The sequence below is a fragment of the Luteibacter sp. genome, assembly GCF_051958795.1.
GTDB lineage: Bacteria > Pseudomonadota > Gammaproteobacteria > Xanthomonadales > Rhodanobacteraceae > Luteibacter.
Genome location: NZ_JBQCFT010000294.1, coordinates 1 through 26,232, shown reverse-complemented (window position 1 = coordinate 26,232; position 26,232 = coordinate 1). Strand labels below are relative to the sequence as shown.

Genomic DNA, 26,232 nt, shown 5'->3' with positions numbered 1-26,232 from the left:
GAGGAGAACATCACCGAGCGCTTCGTGAAGAAGATCCCGATCGAAGACGAAGGTCCCGGCAAGGCGCACTACGAGGGCTTCGACGTCGGCCAGTACCTGGCCGCCGGCAAGCGCGGCGTGTTCCTTCTGAAGCTGCAGGGTTACGATGCCGCGCGGGAGAAGGAGCAGCGCGAGAAGGCCATGGACCAGGCACGCGAAGCGGCCGGGCGCGAGGCGGGCGGCGATCCGGAGGCAGCGGCGGCCCAGGCGGCGGCACGCTACGACCGCGACGGTGGTTACCGGAACTACGAATGGCCGAGCGACCAGCGCCTCGTGGTGATCACCGACCTCGGCGTGATCGCCAAGCGCGCCGCGGACGGCAGCCGCGACATCTACGTCCAGTCGATCCGCAGCGGACAGCCCGCGTCGGGCGCATCGGTGTCGATCATCGCGAAGAATGGCAACACGCTGCTCACCCAGGCGGTGGGTGCCGATGGCCATGCGCATTTCGCCGGCCTCGAGGGCTTCACCCAGGAGAAGGAGCCGGCCATGGTGGTCGTGCGCCTGGGCGAGGACCTGTCGTTCCTGCCGATCAGCGCGCGCGATCGCCAGCTGGATTTCTCGCGCTTCGACATCGGCGGCGACATGAGCCCAATGAGCGCGGGGCAGCTTTCGGGCTACCTGTTCTCGGACCGCGGCATCTACCGCCCCGGCGATCAGTTCCACATCGGCCTGATCGTGCGTGCGAGCACCTGGACCCGCAGCGTCGCCGGCATCCCGCTGGTCGCGCAGATCGTGGACCCGCGGGGCACCACGGTACGCCAGCAGCCGGTCACGATGGACCAGGCCGGCTTCGCCGAGCTCGACTACACCACGGCGGAAACCTCGCCCACCGGCAACTGGACCGTGAACCTGTACATCGCGAAGGACGGCAAGCCGTACTCGCAGATCGGCGACACGACCGTGCAGGTGAAGGAGTTCCAGCCCGACCGACTGAAGGTCGCGGCGAAGCTGTCGGCCGCGACGCCCGAGGGTTGGGTGAAACCGGCCCAGCTGAAAGCGCTGGTCGATGTGCAGAACCTGTTCGGCACGCCCGCGGCCGACCGCCGCGTCGAAGGCTCGCTGACGCTGCGCCCCGCGTTCCCGTCGTTCCCCAGCTTCAAGGACTACCACTTCTACGACATCCGCCGTGCCAAGGACGGATTCGAGGAAAAGCTGGCCGACCAGAAAACCGATGACAAGGGCCATGCGGAATTCCCGCTCGACCTGTCGCGCTACGCGGATGCCACCTACCAGCTGTACTTCCTGGCCAAGGCCTACGAGGCCGAAGGTGGCCGCAGCGTGGCCGCCGCCACCCAGGGCATGGTGTCGTCGAACGACTGGCTCGTGGGTTATCGCGCGCCGGACAACCTGGACTGCGTTGCGCGCGATGCCGAGCGCAAGGTGAACCTGGTCGCGATCAATCCCGAAGCGAAGCGGATGGAGCTGGTCGGGCTGAAGCAGGCCATCGTCGAGACCCGCTACGTCTCCGTGCTCACCAAGCAGGATTCGGGCGTCTACAAGTACGAATCCAAGGCGCGCGAGACGACGCTTTCGGAAACCGCGCTGACCATCCCGGCCGCGGGCCTGGATGTCGCGTTGCCGACGACCAAGCCCGGCAACTTCGCCCTCGTGGTGAAGAACGCCGACGGCAAGGAAGTGAACCGCGTGGCGTGGTCGGTGGCAGGCGAGGGCAACGTGTCACGCTCCCTCGAGCGCAACGCCGAGCTGCAGCTCGCCCTGTCGAAGAAGGACTACGCCCCGGGCGAAGCGGTCGATATCGCCATCCGCGCCCCGTATGCCGGCAGCGGCCTCATCACGATCGAGCGTGACAAGGTGTATGCGCATGCGTGGTTCCACGCAGATACGACAAGCTCGGTGCAGCACATCACGGTGCCCGAGGGCTTCGAAGGCAACGGCTACATCAACGTCCAGTATGTCCGTGATCCGTCGTCGGACGAGATCTTCATGAGCCCGCTGTCGTTCGGCGTGGTGCCGTTCTCGGTGAACATGGACGCGCGCAAGCAGGGCCTGCGCGTGGAGACCCCCGACCTGGTGAAGCCGGGCGACACGCTCACCTTCCATGTCACCTCGGCGACGCCGACGCGGGCCGTCGTGTTCGCCGTGGACGAAGGCATCCTGCAGGTCGCCCGCTACAAGCTGGGCGATCCGCTGCAGTACTTCTTCCGCAAGCGCATGCTGGAAGTCAGCACGACGCAGATCCTCGACCTGATCATTCCCGACTTCACCAAGCTCACCACCCTGGCCGCACCGGGCGGTGACGCGGAGGGCGCGATCGGCCGCCAGCTCAATCCGTTCCGTCGCAAGCAGGACAAGCCGGTGGCGTTCTGGTCCGGCATCGTGGACGTGGACGGCTCGCGCGACCTCAGCTGGAAGGTGCCGGATTACTTCAATGGCAAGCTCCGCGTCATGGCGGTCGCCGTATCGCCCGAGCGCATCGGCACCTTCGAAGGCGCCACGACGGTGCGTGGTGACTTCGTGCTTTCACCCAACGTCCCGACCACGCTGGCGCCGGGCGACGAAGCCGAAGTGAGCGTGGGCGTCGCCAACAACCTCACCGGGCTGGGCGGCAAGACCGTGCCGGTCGCCGTCACGCTGAAGGTCGGCCCGCAGCTGCAGGTCGTCGGCGATGCGACGCAGACCCTGTCGCTCGGCGAGATGCGCGAGGGCGCGGCGATCTTCCGCGTGCGTGCCACCGACAAGCTGGGCTCGGGCCACCTCGGGTTCACGGCCAGTGCCAACGGCAAGTCGGCACGCCAGGGCGTGGACCTGTCGGTGCGGCCCGCGTCGGCGATGCGAACCGACCTTGCGTTCGGCCATGTCGATGCGCACACCCGTGCCGATGTGGCGGACCTGCGCGACATGTTCGATGCCTACGCCCGGCGCGATGCGGCGTTCTCCACCGTGCCCGTCGTGCTGGCGCGTGGCCTCGCCGCTTATCTTGTCGACTTCCCGCACTACTGCACGGAGCAGGTGATCAGTGCAGCGATGCCCGCGCTGATCCTGGGCAAGCGCCCTGAGTTCGGTGACGTGAAGCCCGCACGGATGGAAGATGATGCGGCGCCGCCTGCCGATCCGGTGGCCGCGCTGTTCGATACGTTGCGCGCACGTCAGAATGGGCAGGGTGGTTTTGGCCTGTGGACCGCGACACCGGACACGCATGCGTTCGCTACCGACTACGCGGTGCACTACCTCATCGAAGCCAGCGACCGCGGCGTCGCCGTGCCGCGCGACATGCTGGATGCCGCGAACAAGGCCTTGCGCCAGATCGCCGCGGACGACAGCGGCGACAGCCTGGCCGAGATGCGCCAGCGCGCCTATGCGATCTACCTGCTGACCCGCCAGGGCGTGGTGACCACCAACGACCTCGCCTCCGTCCAGCGCCGCCTGCAGGAGGCGTACGCGACGACCTGGAAGGATGACGCGGCGGCGGCATGGCTCGCGGCTTCGTACCGCCTGCTGCACCAGGATCGCGTTGCCGCCGACCTGATTGCCGGACCGCGCAAGCTGCTGCTGCGCAAGACGGATGAGGTCTACGCCTACGGGGACTACTACGATCCGGCCATCCGTGATGCCACGGTGCTCTACCTGCTGGCGAAGCATTTCCCCGACCAGGCGAAGGACCTGTCGGCCTCCATCGTCGACACGCTCGTGCGCCCGCTCGGCAAGGGCCACTACAACACCTTGTCGTCCGGCATGATCATCCTGGCGCTGGATGCATGGGCGAAGGAGGGCGGTGCCGTGGTCGACAAGCTGTCGATCGGCGCGGTGGCGAAGGATGGAACGGTGACCCCTGTCGGCGCACCGAAGGGCGTGGTGCTGGATGCACGCTACCCCGGTACGGCGCAGCTCCTGCGTTTCGTCAACGATGCCGACAGCACGGCATGGTACGGGGTGAGCCAGGCAGGCTTCGACCGCGCGCCCTCCACGCAGGTCCGCAAGGATGGCCTGGAGATCACGCGCAGCTACACCGACACGAAGGGCAAGGAGATCAGCAAGCTCGCGGTGGGTGACGAGGTGGATGTGCACGTGCGCATCCGCGCCACGCGGGACGATGGCGTGGACAACATCGCGATCACCGATCTCCTCCCGGGCGGCTTCGAGCCCGTGCTCGATATCCAGCCGCCGGCCGCGCCGGATGCGCAGGCGGCGCCGTCGTCCGACGAGGCGACCTCGGAAGCCGACAACGGCGAGGGTGAGGGTGAGGGCGAGGGCGACGCAGCGGAGGACAGTGACGCCCCGGCGTGGCATTCACCGATCGGCAACCCGGAATCGACCTGGCGGCCGGAGTACGCCGACGTGCGCGAGGATCGCGTCGTGGTGTACGGCTACGCGTCGAAGGATGTGCAGGAGTTCATCTACCGCATCAAGGCGACGAACGCAGGCACGTTCGTGATTCCCCCGGCCCAGGTGGAATCGCTGTACGACCGCGGCACGCAGGCGACGGCACCGGGTGGCGGCAAGCTGACGGTGTCCTCGAAACCGTGACGTGAAGCGGTGGTTGTCTCGTCTCCGCTGGCCGCGCTGGCACAACGTCCTGGTGGCGTTGTTGCTCGGCGCGGCCGTGCTCGCCGGCTGCCGGTGGTGGCCGCATGATCCGCTACGGGCGTGGTTGCCTTCCTCGACGGCGGTGTACGACGACCGTGGCCAGCTGCTGCGCCTGACCCTGGCGAGCGACGATCGCTACCGTTTGTGGGTCCCGCTCGAAGATATTTCGCCAGCACTCGTCGATGGCGTGTTGCTGCATGAGGACCGCTGGTTTCGCTGGCATCCCGGTGTATCGGCGTGGGGCCTGTTGCGCGGCGCGTGGGTGACCTACGTCCGGCATGGCAATCCCCAGGGCGGTTCCACCGTGACGATGCAGCTGGCCCGGTTGCTCTGGCACCTGGATACGCGCAGCCCCGGCGGCAAGCTCGTGCAGGCCTTGCGTGCCGTGCAGCTCGAGCTTCAGTACTCGAAGCACGACATCCTCGAGGCGTACCTCAACGCCGCTCCTTATGGGCGGAACGTGGAGGGCGTGGGCGCGGCAAGCCTTGCCTATTTCAGCAAGCCACCCGCCCGGCTGACCTTGCCGGAAGCACTGACCCTCGCGGTGATCCCGCAGGAGCCGGCCCGTGGCCTGCCCGGCAGCGTCAATGGCACCGGCGTGATCGACAAGGCCCTGCGCGCATCGCGTGACCGCCTGTTCGCGCGCTGGATCGCGAAGCATCCTGGCGATGCTTCGGCGCGGCCGCTGTTCGACCTTCCGTTGCGCTTAAGACCGCTGTCGCGCCTGCCCTTCGAAGCGCCGCACTTCGTGGAACAGGTGCTCGCGGAGCGCCGCCTCACCGGTGGCGACGACATGCGCGTGACCACCACCCTCGACCTGGGCCTCCAGCACAGCCTCGAGCGGCAGGTGCGCCAGTACGTGGAACACACCGGCGCACGCGGGATCCGCAACGCCGCCGCGTTACTGGTGGATACGCGGGACATGGGGATCAAGGCCATGGTGGGTTCGGCGGATTATTTCGATCCGGCGATCTTCGGCCAGGTGAACGGCACGCAGGCCAAGCGTTCGCCCGGCTCGACGCTCAAGCCCTTCATCTACGCACTTGGCTTCGACCAGGGCATCCTGCATCCGGAGACCGTGCTGCGCGACGTCCCGTCCGCCTTCGGCCCATATACACCGGAGAACTTCGATGGCCGCTTCCTCGGCCCGGTGACCGCGACGCAGGCGCTCGTACGCAGCCGGAACATTCCCGCCGTGCAGGTCGCGGCCCGCCTCGGCAATCCGAACCTCTACCAGTTCCTGCGCGATGCGGGCATCTCGCGCATGCAGACGGAAAAGCACTACGGGCTAGCGCTGGTCCTCGGCGGCGGCGAGGTCACGATGCAGGAGCTCGCCAGCCTGTACGCCATGCTGGCCAACCGCGGCGAACTCCGCCCGCTGCGCACGGAAGCGACGCAACCGGCGACGAAGGGCACGCGCCTGCTCAGCGAAGAAGCCAGCTTCATGGTGATGGACATGCTGCGGCAGAACCCGCGGCCGGATGACGCCGTGCCGGCGCAGCCATCGCGCCTGCCCGTCTACTGGAAGACCGGTACCTCGTGGGGCTTCCGCGATGCATGGACCGCCGGCGCGTTCGGTCCCTACGTGCTCGTGGTGTGGATCGGCAATTTTGACAGCACGGGCAACCCGGCGTTTGTCGGCGTGGATGCCGCCGCACCGCTGTTCTTCCGCATCGCCGATGCGTTGCGCGCCGAGCGCCCGGGGCTGGCCGAACCGGTACGGCGCAATCCGCCGAACCTGCGCCGCGTCGCGATCTGCCTGGCGAGCGGCGACCTGCCGAACACCTGGTGTCCGCAGGTGGGGAGCACGTGGTTCATCCCGGGCAAATCGCCGATCAAGGTCAGTACCGTGCACCGCCCGCTGGTCGTCGAAAACGAGACCGGCAAGCCCGCGTGTCCGCCGTTCGATCCGGGCACGACACACACCGAGGTTTACGAGTATTGGCCCTCCGACCTGGCGCGGGTCTTCGCGCAGGCGGGCATGCCGCGGCGCACGCCACCGCCGTTGCCGGATTGCCAGGGTGGCGGGCAGCCGCCTGGCGATCCGCCGAAGATCACATCGCCGTTGAAGGGCAGTACCTACCAGGTGCGCGCTTCCCGTTTCGGTGCGGACAAGGTCGCCTTTACGGCGACGACCGATGCCGGCGTGCGGACGCTCTACTGGTTCGTCGACAACGCCTATGTCGGCAGTGTGCCGGCGGGCCAGGTCCTGATGTGGACGCCCGAGCGCACCGGCCGGTTCCTGGTGCGCGTCGTGGACGCTCGCGGGGCGTCCGACGGGCGCGAGCTCGGGATCGGCGCGGTCCAGTAGGCCCGCGTGAAATGAATTTCACAAACCTGTGGGTAAATTCGGCACCCCCCATTAAGAACGGACCTTCCCGGGACGATAAGTAGCGCCTGAGGGTCATTCCACCGGGAGGGGCAGGCCATGGCATCCAGTTTCATCGCAGGACTTCGCGCCGTCATGGGCGTGGGGCGGTCGGGCGTGCGCTGCAAGATGGATGCGCTCAACCGGACCCAGGCCGTCATCGAGTTCGCGCTGGATGGAACGATCCTGGCCGCCAACCAGAACTTCCTCGATGCCATGGGCTACAAGCTCAGCGACATCGTCGGCCGGCACCATCGCCTGTTCGTCGATCCGGCGGAAGCGGAAGCGCCCGGGTACGCCGAGTTCTGGAAGCGCCTCGGTTCCGGGCAGCCCGACGTTGGCATGTATCGCCGCCTCGGCGCCGGTGGCCGCGAGGTGTGGATCCAGGCGAGTTACAACCCCGTGCTGGACCGTGCCGGCCGGGTGATGCGCGTCGTGAAGTTCGCGACCGACATCACCGAACAGCGCCTGCGCACGGCGGACATGGAGGGGCGCCTGGCCGCCATCGACAAGGCGCAGGCGGTGATCAGCTTCACCCTCGATGGGCATATCCTCGACGCGAACGACAACTTCCTCGCCACCATGGGCTACATGCGCGACGAGGTGATCGGCCAGCACCACCGCATGTTCGTCGACCGCATCGAGCGCGAAGGCGCCGACTACCAGGCCTTCTGGGAAAAGCTCGGCCGCGGTGAATACGATTCCGGGCTCTACCACCGCGTGGACCGGCGCGGCCGCGAGGTGTGGATCCAGGGCAGCTACAACCCGATCCTCGACATGGCGGGCCGCCCGTTCAAGGTGGTGAAGTACGCCACCGATGTCACCGCACAGACGCGCGCCACCCGCACCCTGCACGCTTCGCTGACCGAGCTGGCCGACACGGTGCCTGCCATTGCCGAGCAGGCGCGGGCGACCAATGCCCTTGCGAACGAAGCCAGCCGTTCCGCCGCCGATGGCGGTGCGATGGTGGATGCGGTGATCGCGACGATGGGCGCGATCCAGGATGGCGCACGCGATATCGCGGAGATCGTGGGCCTGATCGATTCCATCGCTTTCCAGACCAATATCCTCGCGCTCAACGCGTCGATCGAGGCCGCGCGCTCCGGCGCGCATGGCAAGGGCTTCGCGGTCGTCGCGCAGGAAGTACGCATGCTCTCGCAGCGCAGCGCCGATTCCGCCCGCGATATCCGCGCGCTCATCGAGAACACCATGGAGCGCGTGCGCGAGGGCAGCGAGCGCAGCGGCGAGGCCGGCGAGGCCATGCGCAACATCCTCGGCTCCGTGAGCACGCTGCTCGATCGCGTCTCCGACGTGGCCCAGGCCACCAACACCCAGGCCGGCGGCATCGATACCGTGCGCCGCGCGGTCGCCGAGCTGGCCTGACAACAGCCGGCCGCTAACGCGCTATGGTGGGCTCCCCTACCGGGAGCCTCCGCCATGCCCAGCACGATCATCCCCTGCCTGCGCTACCGCGACGCCCACGCCGCCATCCGCTTCCTCTGCGATGCCTTCGGGTTCAGCGAGCACGCGGTGTACACCGATGAGACCAATCCCACCCTCGTGGTCCATGCCCAGCTGACCTTCGGCGACGGCATGGTGATGCTGGGCTCGGTGATCCCCGAAACGCCTTTCGCCGACCATATCGTCCAGCCGGACCAGATCGGTGGCCGGGAAACGCAGTGCCCGTGTGTCACCGTGGCCGACCTCAAGGCCCACTACGAGCACGCGAAGGCGCACGGCGCGACGATCATCGACGACTACGAAGAGAAGGACTACGGCGGCGCCGGCTATTCCGCCCGCGACCTGGAAGGACGCCTCTGGTACTTCGGCAGCTACGACCCGTGGGCGCCGCCCGCCGGTTAAGCCCAGCGCCGGCCGTGCTCGGCCATGTACAGGCGGATTTCGTCCTCGGCGATATCCGCCAGGGCGCGCAGGCCTTCCTTCTGCGTGTCATTGAGCTGGCGTGGCGCGCTGTCGATCACGCACAGCGTGCCCAGCGCGTGGCCATCGGGGCTGCGCAGCGGGCAGCCCGCGTAGAACACGATGTGCTCATGGCCCGTGACCAGCGGGTTATCGCGGAAGCGCGCATCCTGGCGCGCGTCCTCGATCACCAGCATGTCATCGCCCATGATGGCGTGGTTGCACAACGCCCACTCGCGCGGGGTCTCTTCCAGGGCCGTGCCCTTGCGCGACTTGAACCACTGGCGGCGCGCCGTCAGCAGCGTGACCGTGGAGACCGGGGCGCCGGCAATGAGGCTGGCCAGCCAGGTGATGCGATCGAAGGCAGGCTCCGGCGGCGTATCGAGCAGGCCGGAACGACCCACTGCGCGCAGCCGGCCGGCTTCGTTTTCCGGTACCGGGTAGGCGGGTGATCGCTCGGGGCGCAGCTCGGGGGACATTGCCTGCAGCGGATCCGCCGCCAGCGCCGTCCGTTCCTCGAGCAACGCGATGACCGCACTCCTCCGCATCCGCCGGTGGCCACCAGGGGTTTTCCATGAGGCCAGTGCGCCGCTCTCGATCCACTTCTGGGCCGTGCTCACGGAAATGCCGAGCAGCCGCGCGGCGTCGCGCGTCGTCAGGGTGGGATCGTCGGTTGGGGAAGGAGCGTGCTGGTAACTCAAGGCGGTGTACGGAGGTGGAGGAAAGGAAACGCAAGGAATAAACACATCGACGCTACCACAGCGGACGACGCAAAGCGCTTGGCGAATGCTGCGTTTTACGGTGGTCGTCTGGCACGGCCATTGCCTAGGGCGGCCTTCAACCATCGCCTGGTCACCACGTGACCGTCGGCGGGCCCCTATTTGCCGGATATGCACAATCCACATACCTGTCGCGGACATCACGTCGTTACGACGCGCAGGTGACAGGGTTAATACACGATGCGGAATCCAATCACCTTATCGTTTCCTTACCTTGCAGGTTTCCTGATGGATGTCGCCGTCGAACAACAATTAAAAGCCGCCCATCCCAAGGCTGCCATCGTCACCACCTGTATCCTCGCCGCCCTGGCCGGCCTCATGTTCGGCCTGGATATCGGCGTGATTTCCGGGGCTCAGCAGTTCATCCAGAAGGATTTCGGTGCCACCGACCGCACCATCGAATGGGTGGTGAGCAGCATGACCCTCGGCGCCGCCGCCGGCGCGCTCGGTGCGGGCTGGATGTCGGCAACCCTCGGCCGCAAGCGCTCGCTCATGCTGGGTGCGGTGCTGTTCATCGTGGGCTCCCTGTTCTGCGCCATGGCCTGGAATGCCACCAGCCTGGTCGCCGCACGCGTGGTGCTGGGCCTGGCGATCGGCGTTGCCACGTTCACGGCGCCGCTGTATCTCGCCGAGGTGGCTCCCGAGCGGATCCGTGGCGCGATGATCTCCACCTACCAGCTGATGATCACCACCGGCATCCTGCTGGCGGTCCTTTCCGATCCGGCGTTCAGCAGCACGGGCAACTGGCGCTGGATGCTCGGGATCATCGCCATCCCCGGTGCGCTGTTCATGGTGGGTCTGTTCTTCCTTCCCGATAGCCCGCGCTGGCTGCTCCTGCGCGGCCGCAAGCAGGATGCGCAGGTGGTGCTCGCGAAGCTGCGCGGTGACGAGCGCGTTGTCGAGAAGGAAATCGCGGATATCGAAGAGCAGCTGAAGACGAAGCAGCACGGCTGGAGCATGTTCCGCGAGAACCCCAATTTCCGCCGCTCCGTGGGTCTTGGCATGCTGCTCCAGGCCATGCAGCAGTTCACCGGCATGAACGTGGTGATGTACTACGCTCCGCGCATCTTCAAGGAGATGGGCTACGACACGCAGGCGCAGATGTGGTTCACGGCCGCGGTGGGCCTGACCAACGTGCTCGCCACGCTGATCGCCTTCGGCCTGGTCGATCGCCTCGGCCGCAAGCCGATCCTGTATGTCGGCTTCGCGATGATGGCGGTGGGCCTCGGTGTCGTCGGCACCATGATGGGCCTGGGTATCCATGGTCGCGGCGAGCAGCTGTTCACCGTCGGCATGCTGCTGTTCTTCATCGTCGGCTTCGCCATGTCGGCCGGCCCGCTGATCTGGACGTTGTGCTCGGAGGTGCAGCCGCTGAAGGGGCGCGACTTCGGCATCGCCGCTTCCACGTTTACGAACTGGGGCACCAACTTCATCGTCGGCGTTTCGTTCCTCAGCCTGATGGCGGGCATCGGTAACGCGCAGACGTTCTGGCTCTATGCCGCACTCAATGCCGTGTTCATCGTGTTGACCTTCCTGCTGGTGCCGGAAACGAAGGGCGTCACGCTGGAGCAGATCGAGCGCAACCTGATGAGCGGCAAGTCGCTGCGTAACATCGGCCGCTAAGCCAGGCCCAGGCGCGCGGCCGAACGGCGCAGGTTCGCGCGGTCCATGCCCAGTTCGCGCGCGGCGGCGGCCCAGTTGCCACCGCCGCGCGCCAGGGCTTCCTCGATGCGCTGGCGCTCGTAGAGGTCCAGCGCGGCGCGCAAGGGCAGCGTATCGGCTTCCCGCTTCGGCGCGTCCGCTGCGTCTGCCACGGCCGTCGTGGGTGCCGCGAGATCCAGGTCGTCGCCTTCGATCACCAGCACGGCTCCTTTTCCAGCACGCGCCATGCCTTTCAGGCAGGCGCGCCCCAGCGTGTGTTCAAGCTCGCGCACATTGCCGGGCCACGGCCAGCCGAGCAGCAGCGCCTGTGCCTCGTTCGAAAGGCGAATGCCTGCCAGCCCGAGCCGTGCGCGGTTTTCGTCCAGGAAGCCGCCCGCGAGCAACAGAACGTCATTGCCACGCTCGCGCAACGCGGGCACGGCCAGTGGATACACACTGAGCCGGTGGTAGAAATCCGCACGGCAACGGCCGGCGCGCACTTCGTCAGCGAGATCGCGGTTGCTCGCGGCGATGATCCGGACATCCACGCGGTGCTCGCGGTCCGAGCCCACCCGCTGCAACTGTCCGCTCTGCATGACGCGGAGCAGGGCCGCCTGTGCGCCGAGCGAGAGGTCCGCGACCTCGTCGAGGAACAGGGTGCCGTGATCCGCGAGTTCGAACTTGCCACGGCGATCAGCCGTGGCACCAGAGAAGGCACCGCGCACATGGCCGAACAGCTCGCTTTCGAGCAACTGCTCCGGCAGCGCGGCGCAGTTCACGGCGATGAGCGGACGATCGGCGCGTGCCGACGCTGCGTGGATCGCCTGCGCCACGAGTTCCTTGCCCGTGCCCGTCTCGCCGCGGATCAGCACGGTGAGATCGCTGTGCGCCACCGTGGCGATGTCATCGGTGAGTCGCTGGAACGCGGGGCTCAGGCCCGTGAGCCGGCGTACCGGCGCCTGGTTCGCAGCGAGCCGGAAGCCCTCCGCACGTGAGTGCTCTTGCTCGGCGGCGCGCTCCAGCCCGCGCATGCGGTCCGCAGCGGCGACGGTGGCGCCGGCCAGGCTGGCGAAGGCGCGCACGGCCTCCAGGTCCGCGTCGCCGAAGCGGCCGGCTTCCAGCGCATCCAGCGTGACCAGGCCCCATGGCTTGCCATCCACGCTGAGCGGGCAACCCATGCAGTCGTGGACATCGAGATGCGGCTCGCCAGTGACCAGGCCGTCATAGGGATCGGGCAGCGGGCTATCCGAGGGGAACAGCGTGGGCTCGTCCCGGGCCAGCAACGCGCCGAAGCGCGGATGGTCCTCGACGGGAAAGCGCCGGCCGAGCGTATCGAGGCTAAGCCCGTCGACCGCCAGCGGGACCAGTTCGCCCCCTTCGAGGCGCAGCAGCGCGCTGGCGTCGCAAGGCACCAGGCGGCGCAACGCCTCCAGCAGGCGGCGGAAGCGTTCGGCCTCCGGCAGGTCGCGCGAGAGGTCGTCGACCAGCGGCAGGAGCGCGGTGAGGACGGGATCGGCGGTGGTCATTCTGACTCCATCGCGGGTCGGATCGACCCGGGCGTGATGAGGTCATTATGACCCTGCCCGGCACTAACGTATTGATCAAAAAAGGTCGCAGCTGGCTGGCACGGGACGTGGATAAGAAAGGGCATCCCCAACGACAGCACGCAAAGGTCCCACCATGCTCTCCAGCGAACACAAGGCCATCATCCGCGCGACCGTGCCGCTCCTCGAAGCCGGCGGCGAGGCGCTCACCACGCACTTCTACGGGATCCTGATCGGCGAGAACCCCGAGGTGCGCCCGTACTTCAACCAGGCCAACCAGCTCACCGGCGACCAGCCGCGGGCGCTCGCGAACGGCGTGCTCATGTATGCGAAGCACATCGACCAGCTCGAGGCGCTCGGCGACATGGTCAACATGATCGTCAACAAGCATGTCTCGTTGCGCATCCGCCGCGAGCATTACCCGATCGTCGGGCGCTGCCTGCTCCGCGCCATCCGCGAAGTGCTGGGTGCCGAGGTCGCGACCGATGCCGTGATCGACGCGTGGGCCGCAGCGTATGGCCAGCTCGCGGACATCCTGGCGGGAGCGGAAGCGTCGATCTACGACGCACAGGCAGAAGCGCCGGGTGGCTGGCGCGACGGTCGCGCCTTCCGGCTCATCGAAAAGACCCCGGAGAGCGACGAAATCACCTCGTTCCGCTTCGCGCCTGTCGACGGCGGCGCGGTGTACGCGCACTCGCCCGGCCAGTACATCGGCCTGCGCGTGCTGGTGGATGGCGAGGACGTGCGCCGCAACTACTCGCTGTCCGCGGCAGCGGATGGCAAGACGTACCGCATCAGCGTGAAGCGCCATCCGGGTGGCACCGTTTCGAACTTCCTGCATGACCGCCTGCATGTCGGTGACACCCTCGAGCTCTTCCCACCCGCCGGGCATTTCACCCTGGAAGAGAGCGAGCGCGAGATCGTGCTGATCAGCGGCGGCGTGGGCATTACCCCGACACTGGCGATGCTGGAGCAGGCGCTGGCCACCCAGCGGCCGATCCATTTCATCCACGCCGCGCGCCATGGTGGCGTGCATGCGTTTCGTGACGCGATCGATACCCTGGCGGCCGAGCACCCCCATCTCAAGCGCTATTACTGCTACGAGGCGCCGCGCGACGGTGACCCCGAGCCGCACGCTACCGGCTTCCTCAACCGCGACCTGCTGGCCGCGTGGCTCCCGGGTGCCGACGCCATGGATGCGTACTTCCTCGGGCCCAAGCCGTTCATGAAGAGCGTACGCAACGCCCTGCGCGACCTGGGCGTGCCCGATGCCCGTGCGAAATACGAGTTCTTCGGGCCGGCGGCCTCGCTCGACTGACCGTGGCGCCTTGCCGGTGGTTGCCTCGGCACCACCGGCAAGGCGATGATCGGCCCTCACGTTACGGTGGGGGACCGGCCATGTCGCATGGGCAGGAGCAGCAACTCGAACGGCTGACGTTCTTTTCGGACGCGGTGTTCGCCATCGCGATCACGTTGCTCGTCATCGAGATCCATGTACCGGATCCGGAAGGTCGCGGTGACGCGGCATGGATGGAGGCACTCGGGCACCTCGTGCCGCACTTCCTGGGGTTCGTGCTTAGCTTCGTCGTCGTGGGTGCGCTATGGGCCGCGCATCATCGCGTGTTCGGCATGCTCGAGCGCTTCGACCCGGCCATCGTATGGCGCAACCTCGCGCTGCTGATGTCGGTTGCCTTCATGCCGTTCTCGTCGGCGCTCATGAGTACGCACCCGACGGAGCGCATTCCCGAGATGTTCTATTCGCTCAACCTGTTCATCGCAGGCCTGCTGCAATGGCGCCTGTTCCGGACGGCGCTGCGTGCGCCGCATGTACGCGCGGATGTCGCCGATGCCGATATCGCCGCCATGCGCCGGCGCACGCTGGCGTTGCCGCTGATGTCGACGCTTTCCTTTGCGCTTGCGTTCTGGATCCCGGGACCAAGCAACCTGCCGCTCGTCCTCATGCCGATCGTCGTGGCGTGGTTCGCGCGCGGTGGTTTCCGTCGGCGTGCAACATCGACTGCTTCGACCGGTTGAGAATTTTCTGCGTCCACGCAAGTTCCCGTCTTGCCGGTATCCCGCATAAAAAGTCAGATTTTTGAGGAAACTTCCATATCCCCTGTAGGGGTAATCCGACAAACTTTCTTCAGCGCTCGCGTAGACGGGCCCGGCTGCGTGTCGCGCGGGGTGACCCGTGTCACCCCAGGCCGACGGCCCATGGTGGGCCGTTGACTACGGACTTCTAAAGAAAGGTTGATTGGATGAACCTCAAGGTAATTTCTTCCGCCCTGCTCATCGCAGGCCTGGCTGCCCCGGCGGCGTTCGCTGCAGACGGCACGATTACGTTCACCGGTTCGATCACGTCGGTGACGTGCGAGATCGACGGTAACGGCACCGGTGGCCCGGACTTCACGGTCGACCTCGGTGGCGTCAATGCCGGTGCTTTCGAAAAGATCGGTGACGTCCCGTCGAAGGTCGGCTTCCGCATCTTCGTTGGCGGTAACGCCGAATGCACCGACGGCACGAAGGTTTACGCGAACTTCGAGCCGGGCGCACTGGTCGACCCGGCGACCGGCATGGTCAAGCTCGACGCTGGCGCAGGTACCGCGCAGGGCGTGCTGATCCGGATGTTCAACGAGAACGAAGAAGCGCTGGACATCGTCTCGAACCAGAAGTGGGTGAAGAAGACGGTGGTCGACAACAAGGCCACGATCGTCCATTACGTCGGCTATGAGCGCACCGGTACGGTGGCTGCCGGTTCCGCCAACGGCAAGGTGACCTACACCATCCGTTACGAGGCGTAAGCGTCTCTTTCGGCCGCCGGTTCTCCCGGCGGCCGTCTCCCAGGATTTGTCATGAACCGAATGCTTCGCGCCCTTCGGGCGTGTACGGGCGTGCTTGCGCTCGCGACGGCTATGCCAGGCAGTGCCAGCGTCGTCATGAACGCCACGCGCTACGTGCGGCGTTCCACCTGCGCGTGGAGCGCTGCAGCGACCCCGACGGTCTGTTTGCGAACATCACCTTCGGCGTTCCCGGTGATGCCATGCCCGGTCATCCGGCGTGGTTTTCGCTGCCCAAGGGCGGGCCCGAGCATGTGGCCCTCGAAATCGGCGATGCCGCACATGCCACCGTTCGCCCAGGTGAACCGCTGGCACTACCCGCACTGGGCACGGGCGAGCGTTACGACTTCGCCGTGCGGTTGAGGGAAGCCGGCGGCCCGGCCGGCGCCGGAACCTTCGAACGCGGCGTGCGGGTGGACGTCGAATACCGCTGACGGCGCTATGATCAGGGGTCTTTCCCGCTTCATCGTGGTACGCCGCCATGCGCAACCCCCTCCAGGAACAGCTCCTCAAGGCCGGCCTTGTCAAAAAGGACAAGGCCGCCAAGATCGTCCGCGACCAGGCCAAGCAGCGCCAGGGCAAGGCGCCCGCCGCGCCTGCCGAAGAAAAGATCGATGCCCGCCAGCTCCAGGCCGAGCGGGCCGAGCGTGACCGTGCGCTGGCCGCCGAGCGCAATGCCGAGGCGAAGGCCAAGGAAATTCGTGCGCAGGTGCGGCAGATCGTCGAAGTCATGAAGGTAAAGCGCGACGGCGATGTGCCGTACCGCTTCAACGATGGCGAAAAGATCACCAGCATCCTCGTCAGCGACGCCCAGCGTGCGCAGCTCGCGGCGGGCACGCTGGCCATCGCCCGCCACGGCGAGGGCTTCGAACTGATCCCGCGCCTGGCAGCCGACAAGATCCATGCCCGTGCGCCGGACCTGATCGCGCTCGACCACGGCCGCAAGGAGGGCGACCCGCTGCCGCCGGACGATGACGACGACGATTTCTACAAGCAGTTCGTCGTTCCCGACGACCTGGTGTGGTGACGCGATGATCCTGGTCACCGGTAGCGCGGGTCACCTCGGCGAGGCGCTGGTCCGCCAGCTCCGGGCGGAGGACCGCGACGTTCGCGGGATCGACATCAAGCCGTCGGCCCATACCGACTTCGTGGGGTCGATCGCGGACGAAGCGTTCGTAAGCGATGCCATGGCCGGCGTCACCGGCGTGATCCACAGCGCGACGCTGCACAAGCCGCACGTATCAACGCATAGCAAGCGGCAGTTCGTCGATACGAACGTGGCCGGCACGGTGGCACTGCTCGAGGCGGCGGTGGCCCATGGGGTGAAGGCGTTCGTCTTCACCAGCACCACCAGCGCGTTCGGTGCGGCGCTCTCGCCGGCCCCGGGCCAGCCGGCCGCCTGGATCGACGAAGATGTGGCTCCGATCCCGAAGAACATCTACGGCGCGACCAAGATCGCCGCCGAAGGCATGTGCGAGCTGGTGGCCCGCAAGGATGGCCTGCCGGTGCTGGTGCTGCGAACGTCGCGCTTCTTCCCGGAAGACGATGACAACGCCGGCGTTCGTGCGGAGTACAGCACGCAGTACATGCAGGCGAACGAGCTGCTCTACCGTCGTGCCGACATCGAAGACATCGTCGGGGCCCACCTTCTGGCGCTGGAGCAGGCGCCCAGCCGGCAGTTCGGCCGCTACGTGATCTCAGCCCCGCCGCCGTTCACCCGCGAGGACGCCGCGATGCTGCGCGCCGATGCGCCATCGGTAGTGCGCCGGCTGTTCCCTGGCGTGGACCGGCTGTACGCCGAACAAGGCTGGAAGCTGTTGCCGTCCCTCGACCGGGTCTACGACAGCCGCCGGGCGGTCGACGAACTGGGCTGGCGGCCAAAGCGCGATTTCGCCTTCGTGCTCGACTGCCTGCGCCGCGGCGAGGAATTCCGCAGCCCCATGGCCCTGGCCATCGGCGCCAAGGGCTACCACGACGAGGTGTTCGAACACGGACCCTACCCCGTGGCGCCCTAGGGCTTCGCGCTTCCATCCACACCGTTGGCCCACAAAAAAAGGCCCCGCAATGTGCGGGGGCCTTTTCATTCAGCACGTTACGCCGCCGGCTTCGGCCGCGGTGCCTCCAGCGATTTGTTGATGCGCAGGGCCAGCAGCGTGCAGAACACACCCGAGAGCAGGTAGGCGCTGACGGCCACCAGGCCGAACCGCTGCGACAGGCCCAGGGCGACCAGCGGGGCGAACGCCGCGCCGATCAGCCAGGCGAAGTCCGTGGTCAGGGCCGCGCCGGTGTAGCGGAAGCGCTTCTCGAAGTTGGCCGTGACGGTACCGGCCGCCTGGCCGTACGAGAGGCCACGCAGGGCGAAGCCCACCACCAGGAACGTATCCTGGGCGAAGCGGCCGCCATTGAGCAGGAACGGGGTCGCCACCGCGAACAGGCCGATCAGGATGGCCATGGTGCCCAGCGTATTGCGCCGGCCGACCTTGTCGGCGATGACGCCCGAGGCGACGGTGGCCAGCACCGCGACCAGCGCGCCAATGATCTGCACGGTCAATACGTTATTGATGCTCTGCGACTGGTTGATCGCGATCCAGCTGAGCGGGAACACGGTCACCAGGTGGAACAGGGCATAGCTGGCCAGCGCGGCGAACGCACCGATGAACAGGTTGTAGCCCTGGGCGTGGATCAGGTCGATCGTGCCGATCGGCTCGAGCACCCACTCCTCCATGGCCTGGGTGTACTCCTCGGTGACGACCAGGCGCAGGCGGGCAAACAGGGCGACCACGTTGATGGCGAAGGCCACGAAGAACGGGTAGCGCCAGCCCCAGTCCATGAAATCCTCATGGGAGAGCTGGGTATTGAGGAAGAGGAACAGCGAGCCGGCGATCAGGAAGCCGACCGGGGCGCCCAGCTGGCCGAGCATGGCGAACCAGCCGCGGCGGTTCTTCGGGGCGTTGAGCGCCAGCAGGGAGGGCAGGCCATCCCAGGATCCGCCCAGCGCAATGCCCTGCAAGAACCGGAGCAGGCCGAGGATGAAGATGACGGTGTAGCCGTGGCTGTGGTTCGCCGGGAGGAAGGCAATGCAGACCGTCGACGTGCCCAGCAGGAACAGCGAGGCCGTCAGCTTGGTGCTCCTGCCGAAATTCCTCTGGATCGCCATGAAAAGCGTGGTACCGAAGGGGCGGGCGATGAAGGCGAACGAGAAGATCGTGAAGGCCAGCAGGATCCCGTCGACCTGGCTCAGGAAGGGAAAGAAGACCGTCGGGAAGACCAGCACCGAGGCGAGGCCATAGGTGAAAAAGTCAAAGTATTCAGAGGCCCGGCCGATCACCACGCCCACGGCGATCTCGTTGGGCGCCACGGCGGCGTGGCTTGCCTGGTGCTGGCGCCGGACATCGCGCTCGGCGACCTCAGCGGCGTTGTGAGGGGCGTGTGAAATGCTCGACATCGACAACTCCCTTCCTAGTGCTTTGGGTACAGCATACCCCCGGCGGGGGCACATGGCTTGGATCCCATGGGACAAAGTGTCCTATGGTCCTGACGTGAATTTCGGCGTATTTTTTCGGGTCCCCACGGTAGCTCCCACATGCGAATGTCCATGAAGATGTTGCGCGGATTGCTGATCCCCGCCCTGGCCCTGCTTTTGTCAGGCTGCGACGCCGTTCTTTTCTCCCCTTCCGGCGATATCGCCCGGCAGCAGCGGGACCTGATCTTCATCTCCGTGGTGCTGATGTTGATCATCATCGTCCCGGTCATCTTCCTCATCCTGCTGTTCGCATGGAAGTACCGCGCCGGTAGCAAGGCGGCCGAGAAGGATTACGACCCGGACTGGAACCACTCCACGGTGCTGGAGCTGGTGGTCTGGTCGGCCCCCCTGATGATCATCATCGCCCTGGGTGCGATCACCTGGACCAGCACCCACAAGCTGGACCCGTATCGTCCGCTCGATGAGATCGGCCAGGGCCGCCCCGTCGCCGCCGGCGTCAAGCCGCTGGTGGTCGAGGTCGTGGCGCTGGACTGGAAGTGGCTGTTCCTCTACCCGGAGCAGGGCATCGCCACGGTCAACGAGATGGCCGCCCCGGTCGACCGCCCGATCGAATTCCACATCACGGCCTCCAACGTGATGAATGCCTTCTTCGTCCCCAGCCTGGCCGGCATGATCTACGCCATGCCGGGCATGGAGACCAAGCTCAACGCCGTGATGAACAAGACCGGCGACTTCGAGGGTATCTCGGCGAACTACAGCGGCGCCGGCTTCTCGGACATGCGCTTCCGCTTCCACAGCCTGCCTCAGGGTGAGTTCGACGCATGGGTGGCCAAGGCCAAGGCCAGCGGCGGTTCGCTCGAGCGCGACGACTACCTGAAGCTGGAACAGCCCAGCGAGCGCGAGCCGGTGCATTACTACGGCACGGTCGCGGAAGGCCTGTACCAGCGCATCCTCAACCGTTGCGTCGAGGCCAACCGCATGTGCACCGGCGACATGATGGCGCTGGACAAGGCAGGCGGGCAGGGCATCGTGGGCACGTACAACGTGACCTCGCTGGATGCCGCCACCCGCACGCGCCTTGGCCTGAAAGACGACGACCGCCGCTACGTGGGCGCCCTGTGCGCTGCCCGCGGTGCCGGTGGTGAAGCCATGACGCCCGCCGGACGCCCGCTCTAAGCGGCCGCCCCCCAAGAATTACGCTTGCCGAGTCCGGTATGAAAACGCCTGATCTAGTCCAACTGATCTTCGGACGCCTCACCCTCGAGGCGATCCCCTATCACGAGCCCATCCTGCTCGCCACGTTCGCTGGCGTGCTGGTGGGTGGCATCGCCCTGCTGGCGGTGATCACCAAGTACAAGCTGTGGGGCTACCTCTGGAAAGAGTGGTTCACCAGCATCGATCACAAGAAGATCGGCATCATGTACATGGTGCTCGGCATCGTCATGCTGCTGCGTGGCTTCGCCGACGCGCTGATGATGCGTGCCCAGCAGGCCATTGCCTTCAACGGCAACCCCGGCTTCCTGCCGCCGCACCACTACGACCAGATCTTCACCGCCCACGGCGTGATCATGATCTTCTTCGTGGCGATGCCGCTGGTGACGGGCCTGATGAACTACGTGGTGCCGCTGCAGATCGGCGCGCGCGACGTGGCGTTCCCGTTCCTCAACAACTTCAGCTTCTGGATGACGGTATCCGGCGCGCTGCTGGTGATGGCCTCGCTGTTCGTGGGTGAGTTCGCCCGCACCGGCTGGCTGGCCTACCCGCCGCTCTCCGGCCTGGCGCAGAGCCCCGATGTCGGTGTCGACTACTACATATGGTCACTACAGGTGGCCGGTGTAGGAACGACCCTGTCGGGCATCAACCTGATCGCGACCATCGTGAAGATGCGCGCGCCGGGCATGACCATGATGAAGATGCCCGTCTTCACCTGGACCTCGCTCTGCACCAACGTGCTGATCGTCGCCGCCTTCCCGGTCCTGACGGCCGTGCTGGTGCTGCTGGCGCTCGACCGCTACGCAGGCACCAACTTCTTCACGAACGACTTTGGCGGCAACGCCATGATGTACGTGAACCTGATCTGGATATGGGGCCACCCCGAGGTCTACATCCTGGTGCTGCCGGTGTTCGGCGTGTTCTCGGAAGTGGTTTCCACCTTCAGCCAGAAGCGCCTGTTCGGCTACGCCTCCATGGTGTACGCCACGGTCGTGATCACCGTGCTGTCGTACCTGGTGTGGCTGCACCACTTCTTCACCATGGGTTCCGGCGCGAGCGTCAACTCGTTCTTCGGCATTACCACGATGATCATCTCGATCCCGACGGGCGCGAAGATCTTCAACTGGCTGTTCACGATGTACCGTGGCCGCATCCAGTTCGACGTGCCGATGCTGTGGACCGTGGGCTTCATGGTCACCTTCGTCATCGGTGGCATGACCGGCGTGATGCTGGCGGTGCCGCCGGCCGACTTCCTGCTGCACAACAGCCTGTTCCTGATCGCGCATTTCCATAATGTGATCATCGGCGGCGTCATCTTCGGCCTGTTCGCCGGCATCAATTACTGGTTCCCGAAGGCCTTCGGCTTCCGCCTGGATCCGTTCTGGGGCAAGTGCTCGTTCTGGTTCTGGCTGGTCGGCTTCGATGTCGCCTTCATGCCGCTGGACGTGCTGGGCTTCATGGGCGTCACCCGCCGCATGAACCACTTCGAGGATCCGTCGCTGCAGATCTGGTTCCAGATCGCCGCGCTCGGCGCCGTGCTGATCGCCCTGGGCATCGGTTCGTTCCTCGTGCAGATCTTCGTCAGCATCAAGAACAAGGAAAAGCTGCGCGACGTCACCGGCGACCCGTGGCATGGCCGCACGCTGGAGTGGGCGACCTCGTCGCCGCCGCCGGAATACAACTTCGCGTTCACCCCGATCATCCACGAGGCGGATGCCTGGTGGGATATGAAGGAGCGCAACCACACCCGTCGCACGGAAGGCTACCTGCCGATCCACATGCCGAAGAACACGGCCGCCGGCTTCATCATCGCCGCGTTCGCCTTCGTGTTCGGCTTCGCGATGATCTGGCACATGTTCCTGATCGCCGGCCTGTCGTTCCTCGGCATCCTGGTGAGCGCGATCACGCACACGTTCAACTACAAGCGCGACTACTACATCCCCGCTGACGTGGTGGAGCGTACCGAGATCGCCCGTACGGAAGAGCTTGCCGCCCATGTCTGATATGCACGCTACCCCGTCCGCGGCCGTCGCGGAGACCCAGACCGAGTTCTGGATGACGAAGGACCACCATCCGGAGAACGGGACCCTGCTCGGGTTCTGGATCTACCTGATGAGTGACTGCCTCATCTTCGCCTGCCTGTTCGCCGTTTACGGCGTGCTGGGCCGCAGCTACGCTGGCGGCCCCTCGGGTGCGGACCTGTTCGAGCTGCCGCTGGTGGCGCTCAACACCACCATGCTGCTGCTCTCTTCGATCACCTACGGCTTTGCCGTGCTGGAGATGCAGAAGAACCGCCGCGGCACGATGATGGCCTGGCTCATCATCACCGGCCTGTTCGGCCTGGCGTTCCTCGGCATCGAGCTGTACGAGTTCGCGCACCTGATCCATGAAGGTGCGGGTCCGCAGCGCAGCGCGTTCCTGTCGTCGTTCTTCACACTGGTCGGCACCCACGGCCTGCACGTCACCTTCGGTATCGTGTGGCTGATCACGTTGCTGGTGCAGGTCGGCCGCTTCGGCCTGACCGGTGCGAACAAGCGCCGCATCATGTGCCTGTCCATGTTCTGGCACTTCCTCGACGTGGTCTGGATCGGTGTCTTCACCTTCGTTTACCTGATGGGAGTGCTGCCGTGAGCGCGCACGCTGAATCGCACGATCACCACGATCACGACCACCACGACGACGAAGTCGTCAGCCACAGCACCCTCGGCGGTTACCTGCTCGGGTTCTTCCTGGCGGTGGTGCTCACCGCCATCCCGTTCTGGCTGGTGATGGGCAAGGTCATCCCGGATACCCGCACCATCTCGGTGGTGCTCCTGGCCTTTGCCGCCATCCAGATCGTGGTGCACATGATCTACTTCCTGCACATGGACACGAAGTCGGAGGGTGGCTGGAACATGCTGGCGCTGATCTTCACACTGGTGCTGGTGGTCATCACCCTGTCGGGTTCGATCTGGGTCATGTTCCATATGAATGCCAACATGATGCCGGGCATGTCGCATGACATGAGCCAGCAGGTGAAGAACCTGCCTTGAGCGCACCGGCGGCAAAAGACCACGAGACGCCGCGCCCTCCGCGCGGCGTCTTCGTTCTGGGCCTGCTCGCGTTCTTCGGGGTGCTGCTGTTTGCCGCGTTCGTGGAACTCGGTACCTGGCAGGTGCACCGCCGTGCGTGGAAGCACGAGCTGATCGCGCGGATCGACGCACGCGTGCATGCGCCGCCGGTGGATGCGCCGGGCCGTGGCCAGTGGCCGCAGGTTTCCGCGGAAGGCGATGAATACCGCAGCGTAAAGCTGGCCGGCACGTTCCTGCAGGACAAGAGCGTGCGCGTCCGCGCCAGCACGGAGCTTGGCCTGGGCTCGTGGCTGATGACGCCCTTGCGCCGGGATAACGGCGAGGTGGTACTGGTGAACCGCGGTTTCGTGACGCCTGCGTGGTGCGGTGGCAAGGCCACGTGCCCCACCGGGCCGGTGGGCCATACGACCGTCACGGGCCTGCTCCGCATGAGCGAGCCCAAGGGCGCGTTCCTGCAGAAGAACGACGCGGCCAGTGGCCGCTGGTTCTCCCGTGATGTCCCGGCGATCCTGGCGTCGGCCGGGCTGGCGGACGCGGCGCCCTATTTCATCGACGCCGATGCCGCGTCGGCGCCGGGCCGCACGGATGGCAGCGATGCGCCGGTCGGGGGCCTGACGGTCATCGCCTTCCCGGACAACCACCTGCAGTACGCGCTGACCTGGTACGCGCTTGCGCTGCTGACCCTGGTCGGTGCGTGGGTGGCCTGGCGCGATCAGCGCAAGCGCCGCTAAGCGGGTACGTTTCAATTTTGGGTCCCCCGCACGTCTAGGGGTGATGCAGCCTCGTATCGCCCCCAGCCGCACGCTTCACGACCTGCCCCTCGGCTGGTCGCCACCCGCGACCCACCCGGGCGGCCTGCGCCTTATGCTGGAGCACCTGCGCCGCCGCGCGGCGCAACGTCATCGCTTTCCGCCCACCGGTAACCGCGCCAGCCGCCTGTGGCGGACCTTGCGTGCGCTGCCGCGCCAGGCTGCCTGGTTGCGCCTGGTCGGGTCCTCGCGCGAGATGCGCGCCGCCGCGGAGCTGAATCCGGCGCTCTACGAGCGCTCGCAGCCGCATTACATCTCGCGTCGCTTCGACCTGGCTGACCGCGCTCGCCTGATCGAGGCCCACTATCGCTTCATCGCGCGTGCCTTCCCCGAGCGCCTGCGCCTGCGCCTGCTCAAGGGCCAGGACGTACGGCTCGCGACCCTGCCGCTCGGTGGTGGCGAGGTGGCCTATGTGCACGCCCGCGCACCCGAGCACGCCCCATGCGGCGAGCTCGGCCTGTTCCTGTTGAACGGCGACAAGGAAGTGATCTCATCGTGCGCTATGACCTTTGCCGGGATCGAGGGCGTGCTGGTCGGGTCGATGCGTGGCTCGTGGGCCTACCTCGGTCGCGCGGCGATCGCGCGTTTCACCCGCGCCACGGGTGGCCTGCATCCACGTGAGCTCCTTCTGGCGCTGGTGCGCACGATCGCGGCCCACCACGGGTTCTCGCGTATCCGCGGCGTATCGGCGGCGAGCCATCCGCTGGACCGGCGCGAAGGGGTGACCCCGGCGGCGTACGACCGCTTCTGGCGTCGCCACGGCGGCGTCGCGGGCAATCACGGTTGCTATGACGTCCCGGTGCAGGGTTTGCCCACGGGCCGGCCCGCGCGCGACGCGTTCCGTCGCGAGGCGTGCGAGGTCGTGCTCAAGGCGTTTCAGAAATCGTAGGAGCCCGTGAGCAGCACGGTACGGCCCTGGCGGATCGGCACGAACGTGTCATCGAAGTTCACGGCGTACAGCGTGCGGGCGAAGAGGTTCTTCACCCCGAGGGTGACCCTCCAGTGTTCGCCATACCGCGAGACGTTGGTCTCCACGCTCGCCTGACCGGGAATGCCGAAGTACCTGCCTTCGCCACTCGTGCGGCCCAGGCTGCGGCTACGGGCGAGGACACCCGCCGCCACGCCCCACGGCTGCACGGGCCCCTGGCCGAAGCGATAGCTCGCCCATAGCGCGGCCTGGTGCTTCGGGGTACCGATGGGGCGGGTGTCATCCTGGTTGTGGATGCGCGCTTCCGTCAGGCTGGCGAGCACGTCGAAGCCGCGCGCGATGTTACCGCTGAACTCGAGCTCGAGGCCGCGGTTGGTCTGGCCGGGGCCGGGCGTCGCGAAGTAGGGCGGCTCGGGCGAGACCAGGTCGACGCTGTGGTCGACATGGATCCGGTAAAGCGCCGCGGTGAGCCGCGCCCGCTGGTCGAACAGATCGAACTTGCCGCCGAGCTCCACCTGCCGCGAAGTCACGGCCGGAAGCGGCTGGCCATCCTTGCCTAGCAGCGGATCCGGCTGGAAACCCACGGCCGTGTCGGCATACAGCGCGACGGTCGGCGTGAGTTTGTAAACCACGCCAAGCTTCGGCACCCAGCGCGATTTGCGCTGGCGCCGCGGCAGGCCATCTTCCCAATGCGTGTCGAGCTGGTAGGTGGTCCGACGCACGGCGGCGAGGATGTTCCAACGCTCGCCGAGCGCGATCTGGTCCTGCAGATAAAGCCCGGCGTTGGTCTGCCAGGAACCGCCGAGGTTCTGCACCGTAGTCACGGGCGCTACCAGCGAGCCGAACTTACCCGACATGCGCGCGCCCGTTTCCAGGTTGAACGCGATCGGCGTAGTCACGATTTGCGCATTGCGGTCGATGTCCGCCGACTCCAGCGTCTCGACCGTACTGCCGCCGCCGCTGTCGCCGGCATGCGTGCGCGCGACGTCGAAGCCGAGCAGGACGGTATGCGTCGTTTCGCCGTGGCTGAAGGTCGTGCGCAGGTCGTTCTG

General features: G+C 66.5%; 21 protein-coding genes. 17 read left to right on the top strand and 4 right to left on the bottom strand.

Annotated features, from left to right (window positions below; all coding sequences use genetic code 11):
• The first annotated feature begins 24 nt into the window (after positions 1-24).
• From ACTHLF_RS15340 to ACTHLF_RS15325, 4 genes are all read left to right on the top strand, one after another.
• On the top strand, positions 25-4,527 hold the full coding sequence (locus tag ACTHLF_RS15340) for an alpha-2-macroglobulin family protein (protein WP_440328306.1): 4,503 nt from the start codon (positions 25-27) through the stop codon (positions 4,525-4,527).
• A gap of 1 nt (position 4,528) precedes the next feature.
• Entirely contained in the window at positions 4,529-6,898 is a 2,370-nt protein-coding gene (gene pbpC / locus ACTHLF_RS15335) for a penicillin-binding protein 1C (protein ID WP_440328304.1), read from the top strand.
• A gap of 117 nt (positions 6,899-7,015) precedes the next feature.
• A complete protein-coding gene (locus ACTHLF_RS15330; protein WP_440328303.1) occupies positions 7,016-8,338 on the top strand; it encodes a methyl-accepting chemotaxis protein in 1,323 nt (440 codons plus the stop codon).
• A 54-nt stretch (positions 8,339-8,392) separates the two neighbouring features.
• Entirely contained in the window at positions 8,393-8,818 is a 426-nt protein-coding gene (locus ACTHLF_RS15325; protein WP_440328302.1) for a VOC family protein, read from the top strand.
• On the opposite strand, the gene ACTHLF_RS15320 is transcribed toward ACTHLF_RS15325, so the two are convergent.
• The gene (locus ACTHLF_RS15320) at positions 8,815-9,576 is read right to left on the bottom strand and encodes a GAF domain-containing protein (protein WP_440328300.1); all 762 of its coding nucleotides are present in this window, start codon (positions 9,574-9,576) and stop codon (positions 8,815-8,817) included. The genes ACTHLF_RS15325 and ACTHLF_RS15320 overlap by 4 nt on opposite strands.
• 306 nt (positions 9,577-9,882) lie before the next feature.
• On the opposite strand from ACTHLF_RS15320, the gene ACTHLF_RS15315 reads away from it, so the two are divergent.
• Positions 9,883-11,277 (top strand): sugar porter family MFS transporter, encoded by a 1,395-nt coding sequence (locus ACTHLF_RS15315; RefSeq protein WP_440328299.1) that lies wholly within the window; start codon positions 9,883-9,885, stop codon positions 11,275-11,277.
• Here ACTHLF_RS15315 and norR read toward each other — a convergent pair.
• Positions 11,274-12,821 (bottom strand): nitric oxide reductase transcriptional regulator NorR, encoded by a 1,548-nt coding sequence (gene norR / locus ACTHLF_RS15310; protein WP_440328298.1) that lies wholly within the window; start codon positions 12,819-12,821, stop codon positions 11,274-11,276. The genes ACTHLF_RS15315 and norR overlap by 4 nt on opposite strands.
• A 154-nt stretch (positions 12,822-12,975) precedes the next feature.
• On the opposite strand from norR, the gene hmpA reads away from it, so the two are divergent.
• The 6 genes from hmpA (at position 12,976) to ACTHLF_RS15280 (ending at position 17,691) form a co-directional block, all read left to right on the top strand.
• Positions 12,976-14,157 (top strand): NO-inducible flavohemoprotein, encoded by a 1,182-nt coding sequence (gene hmpA / locus ACTHLF_RS15305; RefSeq protein WP_440328297.1) that lies wholly within the window; start codon positions 12,976-12,978, stop codon positions 14,155-14,157.
• 80 nt (positions 14,158-14,237) lie between these two features.
• Positions 14,238-14,873 carry a TMEM175 family protein gene (locus ACTHLF_RS15300; RefSeq protein ID WP_440328296.1) on the top strand — a complete coding sequence of 212 codons (636 nt, stop codon included), beginning with the start codon at positions 14,238-14,240 and terminating at the stop codon, positions 14,871-14,873.
• A 224-nt stretch (positions 14,874-15,097) separates the two neighbouring features.
• Complete coding sequence (locus ACTHLF_RS15295; RefSeq protein ID WP_440328294.1) at positions 15,098-15,640, top strand: fimbrial protein; 543 nt, start codon at positions 15,098-15,100, stop codon at positions 15,638-15,640.
• 173 nt (positions 15,641-15,813) lie between these two features.
• Positions 15,814-16,110 (top strand): hypothetical protein, encoded by a 297-nt coding sequence (locus tag ACTHLF_RS15290; protein WP_440328292.1) that lies wholly within the window; start codon positions 15,814-15,816, stop codon positions 16,108-16,110.
• 47 nt (positions 16,111-16,157) lie between these two features.
• Positions 16,158-16,703, top strand: a complete 546-nt coding sequence (locus ACTHLF_RS15285) for a DUF2058 domain-containing protein (protein ID WP_440328290.1) — start codon at positions 16,158-16,160, stop codon at positions 16,701-16,703.
• 4 nt (positions 16,704-16,707) lie between these two features.
• The gene (locus tag ACTHLF_RS15280) at positions 16,708-17,691 is read left to right on the top strand and encodes an NAD-dependent epimerase/dehydratase family protein (RefSeq protein ID WP_440328288.1); all 984 of its coding nucleotides are present in this window, start codon (positions 16,708-16,710) and stop codon (positions 17,689-17,691) included.
• 77 nt (positions 17,692-17,768) lie between these two features.
• Here the strand turns inward: ACTHLF_RS15280 and ACTHLF_RS15275 are convergent, their stop codons facing one another.
• Entirely contained in the window at positions 17,769-19,121 is a 1,353-nt protein-coding gene (locus ACTHLF_RS15275) for an MFS transporter (protein ID WP_440328286.1), read from the bottom strand.
• 150 nt (positions 19,122-19,271) lie between these two features.
• On the opposite strand from ACTHLF_RS15275, the gene cyoA reads away from it, so the two are divergent.
• The 6 genes from cyoA (at position 19,272) to ACTHLF_RS15245 (ending at position 25,141) form a co-directional block, all read left to right on the top strand.
• The gene (gene cyoA / locus ACTHLF_RS15270; protein ID WP_440328285.1) at positions 19,272-20,336 is read left to right on the top strand and encodes a ubiquinol oxidase subunit II; all 1,065 of its coding nucleotides are present in this window, start codon (positions 19,272-19,274) and stop codon (positions 20,334-20,336) included.
• 65 nt (positions 20,337-20,401) lie between these two features.
• Positions 20,402-22,375 carry a cytochrome o ubiquinol oxidase subunit I gene (gene cyoB / locus ACTHLF_RS15265; RefSeq protein WP_440328309.1) on the top strand — a complete coding sequence of 658 codons (1,974 nt, stop codon included), beginning with the start codon at positions 20,402-20,404 and terminating at the stop codon, positions 22,373-22,375.
• Between the two features lies 1 nt (position 22,376).
• Positions 22,377-23,003: a cytochrome o ubiquinol oxidase subunit III gene (gene cyoC / locus ACTHLF_RS15260; RefSeq protein ID WP_440328307.1), complete on the top strand. Its 627-nt coding sequence runs from the start codon at positions 22,377-22,379 to the stop codon at positions 23,001-23,003.
• Positions 23,000-23,404, top strand: a complete 405-nt coding sequence (gene cyoD, locus ACTHLF_RS15255) for a cytochrome o ubiquinol oxidase subunit IV (protein ID WP_440328284.1) — start codon at positions 23,000-23,002, stop codon at positions 23,402-23,404. Before cyoC ends, cyoD begins: the two co-directional genes overlap by 4 nt.
• The gene (locus tag ACTHLF_RS15250; RefSeq protein WP_440328282.1) at positions 23,401-24,174 is read left to right on the top strand and encodes an SURF1 family protein; all 774 of its coding nucleotides are present in this window, start codon (positions 23,401-23,403) and stop codon (positions 24,172-24,174) included. Before cyoD ends, ACTHLF_RS15250 begins: the two co-directional genes overlap by 4 nt.
• A 43-nt stretch (positions 24,175-24,217) precedes the next feature.
• On the top strand, positions 24,218-25,141 hold the full coding sequence (locus ACTHLF_RS15245) for a DUF535 family protein (RefSeq protein ID WP_440328281.1): 924 nt from the start codon (positions 24,218-24,220) through the stop codon (positions 25,139-25,141).
• Here ACTHLF_RS15245 and ACTHLF_RS15240 read toward each other — a convergent pair.
• A partial coding sequence (locus ACTHLF_RS15240; RefSeq protein ID WP_440328279.1) for a TonB-dependent siderophore receptor occupies positions 25,129-26,232 on the bottom strand: 1,104 nt, incomplete at its 5' end. The genes ACTHLF_RS15245 and ACTHLF_RS15240 overlap by 13 nt on opposite strands.